Below are 9393 nucleotides of genomic sequence, written 5' to 3' on the forward strand. Positions count from 1 at the left end.
TATCTATCAAATCACGCGTAGAAAATATACTGGGAATAAAGTTTGAATAAGGGCGGTGCATTGGCATCGCAATAATATTCAATGTTTTCTTGTTTTGGAGTCTGAAGTGGCTTTCCAAAAACGATAGGTTTCCAATCCTGAAATATAACAGCAGGCGCTGAATGGAATGAAAAGGTTTTTACAACAACCTGTTCCGATTTCTTCTTAAGTTCAACTTTTTTATCGGAGCAGCATTTTTTTCCTTCTTCTGCTTTTTTAGCACAACACTTCTTTTCAGTAGTTTCCTTTTTAGGCAGGGCACATACTTCCGAAGTTTTATAAGCAGCAGAAATAGAAGAAACCTTTCCTCCACAGAAATGCACATTGAAAGCAAATCCCATGTTGGAAACCAACAGGAAAAGTGCTAAAATCAAACTTGTGCTCTTTCTTAAATTCATCAACTTATATATTGTCAGGTGCAAAACTATTAAAATTGCCAACACAAAACTATTTAAGAATTGTTATTTTTTTTAGAAATCTTGTTCTGGTAAAAAAAGGCCGGGACAAATAACAATAAAAATAGTGGCTGAATTAAAAACCTTCGCACATAAAAAAGTAAAAGGTTGTTTTCCTGGTCGGAAAAATTAAGAATAGAAAAAAAGGCTACTATTAAAATAAAGAAAAAGGCCAGATATAGAATAGCTGCAAACTTTGACAATCCAAAATCTTTAAACAGAACCTGAATGATAGCAATTGAAATCAGACTATTCAGGGCATATCTCAAAAAAAGACTGAAAAACAATTTAAGGGAGTCATATTCCGGAAAAGGCATTTTCAAATAATCACTTCTGAAATAGTCCATAAACGGATCATAAAAATCTTCTTCAAAAAGCCGAACCAATGCCAGCAGGAAAACCAGCAATACCGATAAGACAATTTCTTTTTTATATTTAAGAAACTTTTGCATGTAATGAAAATTTTTGAACCCATAAAACCCACAATCCAAATACTACCCCATAAATAAACAATGGAAAAACAACGCCATGTAAAATATGCTCGTATTCCGGATAATGATACAGTGCAATAGCAAGCAGTGCAATTCTAAGAATATTCAATAAATGGATAATTAGAATTCCAGCCAGCACAAACACTATCGTCTGCTTTGTCTTTCCTTTAAAAGCAACTACAAAGGCCACAAAAAGAATCATAACACTCATTGCATTACAGCCTTCTACTACTCTTGCGATAAATTTACCGTTTAAAAAAAGTTTTACGGAAGGCTGCGATTCATGTGGCGCTATAGATGCATCCTGCCCAAAGAGATGGAGCACGGTATTAGTTTGGGAAGCGACAAGTTCTGTAAAACTGTCTGCTTCAAATTTATCAGCATCAAAACTATTGAGATACAGCTGATATACAAACATCAGCACTCCATAAGTCAGAAAGAACTTGAGTAGGAATATAAAAAATGGCCGATATTGAACGAAGTAGCTTTTCAAAAAAATATTTTTAACAAAACTATACAATTTTAGCTTTCCGTAATTAAATACTTTTGTATAGTAAAAACCATCATTATGACTTTTGAAGAATTGAGACCGAAGGTTCAGGACATACTCCACCATAAAGACATTTTAAGAGAAGACAAATTAATGCAAATTTGCCATCTCTTAAGAGATAATATTGACTATTACGACTGGGTTGGATTCTATTTCAGGAATGGCGACAAAGAAGAACTTATTCTAGGGCCTTATGCCGGCGAACCGACCGACCACACGGTCATTCCATTTGGAAAAGGAATTTGCGGACAGGTTGCCGTTTCCAACCAAAACTTTGTAGTGCCGGATGTAAAAGCTCAGGACAACTATATTGCTTGCAGCTTTACGGTAAAATCTGAAATCGTGATTCCTCTTTTTGTAGAAGGGAAAAATATTGGCCAGATTGATATTGATTCCAATGTACTCGATCCTTTTACAGAAATGGACGAACGCTTCTTAGAATCTGTGAATGCTGAAGTAGCCAAATTATTTTAAGCGCTCAAATCCAAAAAAGCTAGTTGACAGCAGTTTAAACCAAAGAAAATCTACATACCGTATTTTTTAAAATCTTTTTTCTGAAAATTATTTTTTCTGAAAATAAATATTACCTTTGCACTCGAATAAGAAAAACTTATTCATTACATAATAATCATTTAAACAAATATTGGCATGTACTTAACTAAAGAAGTTAAAGAGCAAATTTTCGCTAAGCACGGAGGATCTGCTACAAACACAGGATCAGCTGAAGGACAAATCGCGTTATTCACGCACAGAATTGGTCACTTAACTGAGCACCTGAAGAAAAATCGTCACGATTACAACACTGAGCGTTCACTTGTACTACTAGTAGGTAAAAGAAGAAGCTTGCTTGATTATCTAAAGAAAAAAGAGATCAACAGATATCGTGAGATTATCAAAGAATTGAATATTAGAAAATAATTCAATAGAAAAGAGGTGCTCACGCGCCTCTTTTTGTTTTTACATATTGCTGAAAAAAAGTTTGGTTTTTCATTGGGTTTTAGACAACTACACACAACAACAACTACAACACAACTAAAACCCATTGTTTAATCAAAAGAGGAAAATTTTATGATTCCACAAGTTTCAAAAGAAATTATCGATTTAGGAGATGGAAGAAGCATCTCAATCGAAACAGGAAAACTGGCAAAGCAAGCCGATGGATCTGTAGTAGTAAGAATGGGAGATACAATGTTGCTTGCTACCGTAGTATCTGCAAAAAAAGCAACTCCTGGAGTTGACTTTTTACCTTTAACAGTTGACTATCGTGAAAAATTTGCAGCTGCAGGACGTTTTCCTGGCGGATTTTTCAAACGTGAGGCTCGTCCAAGCGACAGTGAAATCCTTACTATGAGATTAGTTGACCGTGTTTTACGTCCACTTTTCCCAGATGACTATCACGCTGAAACACAAGTAATGATTCAGTTGATGTCTCACGACGAAACTGTAATGCCGGATGCATTGGCTGGTTTGGCTGCATCAGCAGCATTAGCAGTTTCTGATGTACCTTTCTCAACTTTGATTTCGGAAGTACGTGTTGCCAGAATTGACGGAAAACTCGTAATCAACCCAAGTCGTGCACAATTGGAATTATCTGACATCGACATGATGATTGGAGCTTCAAAAGACTCTATCGCAATGGTAGAGGGTGAAATGAAAGAGATTTCAGAGAAAGAAATGGTTGAAGCTATCAAATTTGCGCATGAGGCTATCAAAATCCAGATTGCAGCACAAGAAAGATTGCAAAACCTTGTTGGCAAAAAAGAGATTCGTACTTACGAAGAAGAACGAAATGATGAAACTATCTACAACAAAGTAAGAGAATTGGCTTACGACAGATGTTTCGCTATCGCTCAGGAAGGAACAGCTAAGCAAGAACGTTCTGAAAAATTTGCCGAAGTAAAAGAAGATGTAAAAGCTGCTTTTACTGAAGAAGAATTGCTAGAAAACGGAGATCTGATCTCAAAATACTATTCAAAAGTTAACAAAGAAGCGGTAAGAGAAGTTATCCTTCAATTAGGACTACGTCTTGACGGAAGAAAAACTACCGAAATCAGACCAATCTGGTGTGAAATCGATTATCTTCCATCTGTTCACGGATCTTCTTTATTCACAAGAGGTGAAACTCAAGCTTTGGCGACTGTAACTTTGGGAACTTCAAGAGAAGCCAACCAAATTGACACTCCATCAGAACAAGGCGAAGAAAAATTCTACCTACACTACAACTTCCCTCCTTTCTCTACAGGTGAAGCAAAACCGCTAAGAGGAACTTCAAGAAGAGAAGTAGGACACGGAAACTTAGCACAACGTGCTTTGAAAAACATGATTCCTGCAGATTGTCCATATACAGTAAGAGTTGTTTCAGAAGTTTTAGAATCTAACGGTTCTTCTTCTATGGCTACAGTATGTGCCGGAACTTTAGCTTTGATGGATGCTGGTATCCAAATGACAAAACCGGTTTCAGGTATTGCAATGGGATTGATTTCTGATGATAAAACAGGAAGATGGGCTGTATTGTCTGACATCTTAGGTGATGAAGATCACTTGGGTGATATGGACTTTAAAGTTACAGGAACTGCTGACGGAATCACAGCTTGCCAAATGGACATCAAAATCGAAGGTCTTGCTTATGACATCATGGAGAAAGCTCTTGAGCAGGCTCGCGATGGACGTTTGCACATTCTAGGAAAATTAACTGAAGTTATTGCGACACCAAAATTAGAAGTGAAGAAACATGCACCAAAAATTGTTACCAGAATTATTCCTGGCAACTTCATTGGAGCATTGATCGGACCTGGTGGTAAAGTAATCCAGGAATTACAAAAAGCTACGGGTACAACTATCGTTATTAACGAAGTTGACGAACAAGGCGTTGTAGAAATCCTTGGAACAGATCCAGACGGAATGGCAGCAGTAATGGCAAAGATCGACTCTATCATTTTCAAACCGGAAATGGGCGGAACATACGAAGTAAAAGTTATCAAAATGCTTGATTTTGGTGCAGTAGTAGAATATACTGCCGCTCCGGGCAATGAAGTATTGCTTCACGTATCTGAACTAGCCTGGGAAAGAACCGAAAATGTTGCTGATGTGGTAAAAATGGGTGATGTATTCGAGGTGAAATACCTTGGAGTTGATCCAAAAACCAGAAAAGAAAAAGTTTCGAAAAAAGCTTTATTGCCAAGACCTCCTAGAGACGAGACAAAAAGACCTCCTAGAGAAGAGGATAAGAAATAATTAATTCTTATATAAGGTTAATTCAACTGAAGCCCCGTTTCATTTACTTGAAATGGGGCTTTTAAATTATAGGCATTTTGTATCAGATATCTTACACAACAAAAGCCTGCATTCCTGAGTGTCGGGTTTATTTTTATAACCCATACCTCCTTTTTCTTGCTCCCATGACATGAATTCTCCTGCTCGTGTCTTTTTCTTCTGCAAAAAACCGCATTGCCTTTACTTTTACTAAGAAAAATAAGCAACAACGGCGGACACCGAAAAGCCATATGAGTAGGAACAACCACTAAATCATACTATCATGTCACAATTCAATTTAAAAATCGCATTTACAACAGAGCAATTAAGAATCCTATATACAACAGGGACAAACGTTATCATCGCAAAACAATCTGACGGACGTTCTCCTTCTGTCGCCTGGCAGGTTATCAGACCTATGCAAACTAACAGTGTGTCATGGAAAGAAGAATATGGAATTTATGCATCAACTGCTGAAATTAGAAATGGTGCGGTTTTAAGCCAGTTAGCCAACACCCTTATAGGAATCGAAACAGGAAAACAATATATATTGCAAAGCAGCGGAGCAATAATAGGACCTCATGGTGGAGGTTTTCCAAATGCATTTATGTTGTCAAATCAATATTCCGGCATGCACTATATGGTAGCCGGTCTTTTTCAAGACGCTATTATTAACGGAATCAATATTACCAATAATGCTGTTTCCGCAACTCCTGTGTTAATGCAAAGTAACGCGATAATGAATCCAAATACGACTATTCAGATCTGGTTACAATCTCAAGTTGTCGGTAATTCAGTTGTTACCAATATAACATCACCTATAACCGAATTAAAATTTGGAGGCAACATAACTGATATTTCCATAGCTTATGATTCGGAAAGCGGAAAATTTGTTCCTGCAAAAAGCGGCACATTAAAAAGTTCTTCAGAACCATTCAATTATATTGAACCATCACTATAATTAAATTAAAAAAGCGGCTGCTTAATAAGCAGCCACTTTTTTAAATAAATATTTTATTCTCTATCTAAAAATTCCAACTTCCCGACAAACCAATATTTAAGGAAGATGCTCCAAAATTTCGCTCCGCTTTTGAATTGAATAAGCCATAAGGCGCGTAATTATAATTGCAATGAACGCCGAATCCGTAAAACATAATTTTCACGCCTTGCGAGAAGGCAATTGTGTGAAGCGTTGGCTTAATATCCTTTTGATCAAAATCTTCTCCTTCAGGTTTGCTGTAATGCAGGTATTTCCAACCGATTCCGGAGTTTGATTCAATGTGGAAATTTTCATTTGGAGATTGGTATAAAAACCATGTGTACCTGAAACCCAACAAAAAAGAAGATTTGCTTCCTGACAACGTTATATTTTCATTATTCCATTTATACGAAACACTTTTCCCTTTTACAATGCCGCTAAGTTCAGCACCAAAATCGATAAACTGGCGTCTTGCAATTTTTGTTCTCATATAATACGCCGTATTAATCGAACTTTCATATTTATCTGCTAAAGCACCTAGCGGAGTTCCGTAACTTACTTCCACAATATTTCTTGTATACAGATCTACCTTTGGAAAAACAATAGTGTCTTGCGCATTCATCTGGAATGCGATCAAAACCAAAAAAAGCATTTTATTCATTTGGCAAAAGTTTAAATTTATTATCTGACCTGTGAGAAGTGTCTCCTCCAAAAAACAGCAATGCTGCTTCATTTACACTGTGCATTTCAAAAATTATTTCTTTGTCACTAGGCAAATAAATAGAAAACCTGGTCATCTCTTTGGATATAAAAATGATTGGAAATGAAATCGTTTCATAGTTGGTATAAAAAACAAATTTGTTTTTATACCGCTTTCCATAAAATTTCAAGACATGTCGTTTTGCCTGGGCATCATCATAACTCAAAAACAGTTCCTTATCTTTTATATCGATCTGGATCGGCTTTAAATAATCCACATTATCAATATTGGATATTTTCTTCATCAAACTTGTGGTAAAAATCCGATTATCATACTGAACCCGGAGCGTATCCAATTGGCCATAGAATTTACCCGAAAATTTTGGAGGAATACTTTTATAACCATCTCGATTAATCTTGTTTTGAATCGTACAGGAAGTGATACAAAACACAAATAAAACTGGCCAATTTTGCTTCAAACGCCTAGCGAGGTGTTTTTGGAAGCCGTAAAAATTTTCAATTCTTTTTTTCATGATTTATGTTTTTAATGACCCAAAATTCTTTTGTTTATCGCAAATATTATTGTGCTAAACAATATTTCGTACTTTCGTATTTGTGATAATCGCAAAAAAAATGGACAACCAAACGATTTTATTAGGAAATATAAGGAAGCGTCTGGACAAGAATTCTTCTCTAATTGAGGAAATAGCAGCCGTTTTACAAATAAGTTATGACGCTTCACACCGAAGAGTTTCTTCAAAAAGTAAATTTTCAATTGAGGAAACGGTAAAACTCTGCCAGCATTTCTCCATTTCTATGGATAAGATATTTGGCGGAAAAGAAAACCAGGTCATTGCAGAAAAGACAAAAGAAATACGCTCGTCAGAAGATTTAGCACTCTATTTTAAACAGTCGGCACAAAACCTGAAATCGTATGCAACCGGCTCAAAAATGTATTATTCTTCCAAGGATATTCCTCTTTTTTATACTATTGGAGGAACATTACTTTCAAAATTTAAACTATATGTTTGGCTCAACCTGCTTATAGGTATCGAGAATCAGGAACATTTTGAAAAGTTTGTTTTAGACCAGTCGCTTTTAGCATACAGTTCACAGCTCCAGAATGTATATGACAATACCGAAGTTCATGAGATATGGAATGACACAACCATCAACAGTACGTTACAGCAAATCTTATATTTTTTTGAATCGAGATTACTGTCACAGACTAATGCACAGCTGCTGTATGAAGATGTGAGAAAGATTTTGCAGAAGGCAGAAGAAAAATCCAGCAAAAATTCTTCAGGATACCATCTTTATTATAACGAGCTATTAATCCTGAACAACAACGTGCTTTTATCGAATGCGGAGAAAAAATCATTATTTATCCCTTATACCATGCTCGGATATTTTATTACCGAAGATGAATCGACTTGTCTGAATGCGTCTGAATATTTCTTGCACCAAATCAAAAATTCAAAGTCTCTTAATCTCTCCGGAACCCGTGACCGAAAAATTTTCTTTGGAAAAGGACATCAAAAAATTGATTTTTATTTACAGAAAATCAACAAGTTAGACTTAGAAATATAACATACCGCTAAAAATAAAAATATTTTATTTACCTTTTTGTAACTTTTTTGCAACTCAATACGTATAACAACCTGAATACCTAAATTAAGGAAAACTAAATGAGACAGCTCAAAATTACCAAGCAGGTAACAAACCGTGAAACTGCTTCCTTAGACAAATACCTACAAGAAATTGGAAAAGTTGATCTTATTACAGCCGATGAAGAGGTAGAATTAGCTCAAAGAATAAAAGCCGGAGACCAGAGAGCATTAGAAAAATTGACGAAAGCCAATTTGCGTTTCGTGGTTTCGGTAGCGAAACAATATCAAAACCAAGGACTAACACTTCCTGACTTAATTAACGAAGGAAATTTAGGTCTTATCAAAGCTGCGCAACGTTTCGATGAAACGCGTGGTTTTAAATTTATCTCTTATGCTGTTTGGTGGATTCGTCAATCCATTTTGCAGGCTTTGGCTGAACAATCTCGTATTGTTCGTCTGCCATTGAATAAGATTGGTTCTATCAATAAAATCAACAAGATGTATGCTTTGTTGGAACAATCCAATGAACGCCCACCATCTGCTGAAGAAATTGCAAAAGAGCTTGACATGACTGTAAACGACGTTAAGGAATCTATGAAAAATTCTGGACGTCACCTTTCAATGGATGCTCCTCTTGTTGAAGGAGAAGATTCTAACCTTTATGACGTTTTACGTTCAGGAGAATCTCCAAATCCGGACAGAGAGCTGATCCATGAATCTTTACGTACTGAAATTGAACGTTCATTAGAAACCCTGACTCCTAGAGAAGCAGATGTAGTTCGTTTGTATTTCGGATTGGGCGACCAGCACCCAATGACTTTGGAAGAAATAGGTGAAACTTTTGATTTAACTCGTGAGCGTGTACGCCAAATCAAGGAAAAAGCAATCCGCAGGCTGAAACACACTTCGAGAAGTAAAATCTTGAAGACCTATTTAGGATAACAAATTGCAAAAATTTTAAAATCATTTTGATTATTAAATTTTATTTGTATCTTGTTTTCCCAAAAAATTGACACCCTTATATTATAATATTTAACGCAACAACAGTTCAAAACTGTTCGTTTTTTGATTGATGATTGAAACTCCGGCTGATTACCGGAGTTTTGTTTTTTTATCAAACAAAACTTCGGTCTGTTCGCTTCCGCTCGGGTTTCCGGAGTTTTGTTTTTTTATCAAACAAAACTTCGGTCTGTTCGCTTCCGCTCGGGTTTCCGGAGTTTTGTTTTTTTTATCAAACAAAACTTCGGTCTGTTCGCTTCCGCTCGGGTTTCCGGAGTTTTGTTTTTTTATCAAACAAAACTTCGGTCTGTTCGCTTCC

Annotated in this window: 12 protein-coding genes; 6 read left to right on the forward strand and 6 right to left on the reverse strand. The window is 36.1% G+C overall.

The genetic code is table 11. The annotated features are described in order from the left end of the window. Window positions 1-11: 11 nt before the first annotated feature. From ABH942_RS06310 to xrtF, 3 genes are read right to left on the reverse strand one after another with little or no spacing between them, the layout of a single operon-like run. A complete protein-coding gene (locus ABH942_RS06310; RefSeq protein WP_370030248.1) occupies window positions 12-437 on the reverse strand; it encodes a hypothetical protein in 426 nt (141 codons plus the stop codon). A 53-nt stretch (window positions 438-490) separates the two neighbouring features. Next, entirely contained in the window at window positions 491-946 is a 456-nt protein-coding gene (locus ABH942_RS06315; RefSeq protein WP_370030250.1) for an exosortase F system-associated protein, read from the reverse strand. Continuing rightward, the gene (xrtF, locus tag ABH942_RS06320; protein WP_370030252.1) at window positions 930-1478 is read right to left on the reverse strand and encodes an exosortase family protein XrtF; all 549 of its coding nucleotides are present in this window, start codon (window positions 1476-1478) and stop codon (window positions 930-932) included. The genes ABH942_RS06315 and xrtF overlap by 17 nt, the downstream gene beginning before the upstream one ends. A gap of 75 nt (window positions 1479-1553) precedes the next feature. Here xrtF and ABH942_RS06325 point away from each other — a divergent pair, with 75 nt between their 5' ends. The 4 genes from ABH942_RS06325 to ABH942_RS06340 all read left to right on the forward strand — a co-directional run bounded on the left by ABH942_RS06325 (window position 1554) and on the right by ABH942_RS06340 (window position 5748). Beyond that, window positions 1554-2009 carry a GAF domain-containing protein gene (locus ABH942_RS06325; RefSeq protein ID WP_370030254.1) on the forward strand — a complete coding sequence of 152 codons (456 nt, stop codon included), beginning with the start codon at window positions 1554-1556 and terminating at the stop codon, window positions 2007-2009. A 174-nt stretch (window positions 2010-2183) separates the two neighbouring features. Beyond that, a complete protein-coding gene (gene rpsO, locus ABH942_RS06330; RefSeq protein WP_140002018.1) occupies window positions 2184-2453 on the forward strand; it encodes a 30S ribosomal protein S15 in 270 nt (89 codons plus the stop codon). Window positions 2454-2603: 150 nt separating this feature from the next. Continuing rightward, window positions 2604-4769 (forward strand): polyribonucleotide nucleotidyltransferase, encoded by a 2166-nt coding sequence (locus tag ABH942_RS06335; RefSeq protein WP_370030256.1) that lies wholly within the window; start codon window positions 2604-2606, stop codon window positions 4767-4769. A gap of 301 nt (window positions 4770-5070) precedes the next feature. After that, window positions 5071-5748: a hypothetical protein gene (locus tag ABH942_RS06340; protein WP_370030258.1), complete on the forward strand. Its 678-nt coding sequence runs from the start codon at window positions 5071-5073 to the stop codon at window positions 5746-5748. A 64-nt stretch (window positions 5749-5812) separates the two neighbouring features. Here the strand turns inward: ABH942_RS06340 and ABH942_RS06345 are convergent, their stop codons facing one another. Both ABH942_RS06345 and ABH942_RS06350 read right to left on the reverse strand, forming a co-directional pair. Next, the gene (locus tag ABH942_RS06345; RefSeq protein ID WP_370030260.1) at window positions 5813-6427 is read right to left on the reverse strand and encodes a hypothetical protein; all 615 of its coding nucleotides are present in this window, start codon (window positions 6425-6427) and stop codon (window positions 5813-5815) included. After that, on the reverse strand, window positions 6420-6998 hold the full coding sequence (locus ABH942_RS06350) for a hypothetical protein (RefSeq protein WP_370030262.1): 579 nt from the start codon (window positions 6996-6998) through the stop codon (window positions 6420-6422). The genes ABH942_RS06345 and ABH942_RS06350 overlap by 8 nt, the downstream gene beginning before the upstream one ends. A gap of 100 nt (window positions 6999-7098) precedes the next feature. On the opposite strand from ABH942_RS06350, the gene ABH942_RS06355 reads away from it, so the two are divergent. Together ABH942_RS06355 and ABH942_RS06360 are read left to right on the forward strand one after the other, a co-directional pair. Further along, entirely contained in the window at window positions 7099-8055 is a 957-nt protein-coding gene (locus tag ABH942_RS06355) for a hypothetical protein (RefSeq protein WP_370030264.1), read from the forward strand. Window positions 8056-8153: 98 nt separating this feature from the next. Continuing rightward, window positions 8154-9017: an RNA polymerase sigma factor RpoD/SigA gene (locus ABH942_RS06360; protein ID WP_007804760.1), complete on the forward strand. Its 864-nt coding sequence runs from the start codon at window positions 8154-8156 to the stop codon at window positions 9015-9017. 150 nt (window positions 9018-9167) lie between these two features. On the opposite strand, the gene ABH942_RS06365 is transcribed toward ABH942_RS06360, so the two are convergent. Further along, the coding region (locus ABH942_RS06365) for a hypothetical protein (protein ID WP_370030266.1) at window positions 9168-9393 on the reverse strand (226 nt) is incomplete at its 5' end.

The organism is Flavobacterium sp. 28YEA47A (genome assembly GCF_041262125.1).
GTDB lineage: Bacteria > Bacteroidota > Bacteroidia > Flavobacteriales > Flavobacteriaceae > Flavobacterium.

What these genes read in the sequence shown, in the direction of transcription:
- ABH942_RS06310 (WP_370030248.1), bottom strand. Translation starts at nt 437, where the DNA reads ATGAATTTAAGAAAGAGCACAAGTTTGATTTTAGCACTTTTCCTGTTG.
- ABH942_RS06315 (WP_370030250.1), bottom strand. Translation starts at nt 946, where the DNA reads ATGCAAAAGTTTCTTAAATATAAAAAAGAAATTGTCTTATCGGTATTG.
- ABH942_RS06325 (WP_370030254.1), top strand. Translation starts at nt 1,554, where the DNA reads ATGACTTTTGAAGAATTGAGACCGAAGGTTCAGGACATACTCCACCAT.
- rpsO (WP_140002018.1), top strand. Translation starts at nt 2,184, where the DNA reads ATGTACTTAACTAAAGAAGTTAAAGAGCAAATTTTCGCTAAGCACGGA.
- ABH942_RS06335 (WP_370030256.1), top strand. Translation starts at nt 2,604, where the DNA reads ATGATTCCACAAGTTTCAAAAGAAATTATCGATTTAGGAGATGGAAGA.
- ABH942_RS06340 (WP_370030258.1), top strand. Translation starts at nt 5,071, where the DNA reads ATGTCACAATTCAATTTAAAAATCGCATTTACAACAGAGCAATTAAGA.
- ABH942_RS06345 (WP_370030260.1), bottom strand. Translation starts at nt 6,427, where the DNA reads ATGAATAAAATGCTTTTTTTGGTTTTGATCGCATTCCAGATGAATGCG.
- ABH942_RS06350 (WP_370030262.1), bottom strand. Translation starts at nt 6,998, where the DNA reads ATGAAAAAAAGAATTGAAAATTTTTACGGCTTCCAAAAACACCTCGCT.
- ABH942_RS06355 (WP_370030264.1), top strand. Translation starts at nt 7,099, where the DNA reads ATGGACAACCAAACGATTTTATTAGGAAATATAAGGAAGCGTCTGGAC.
- ABH942_RS06360 (WP_007804760.1), top strand. Translation starts at nt 8,154, where the DNA reads ATGAGACAGCTCAAAATTACCAAGCAGGTAACAAACCGTGAAACTGCT.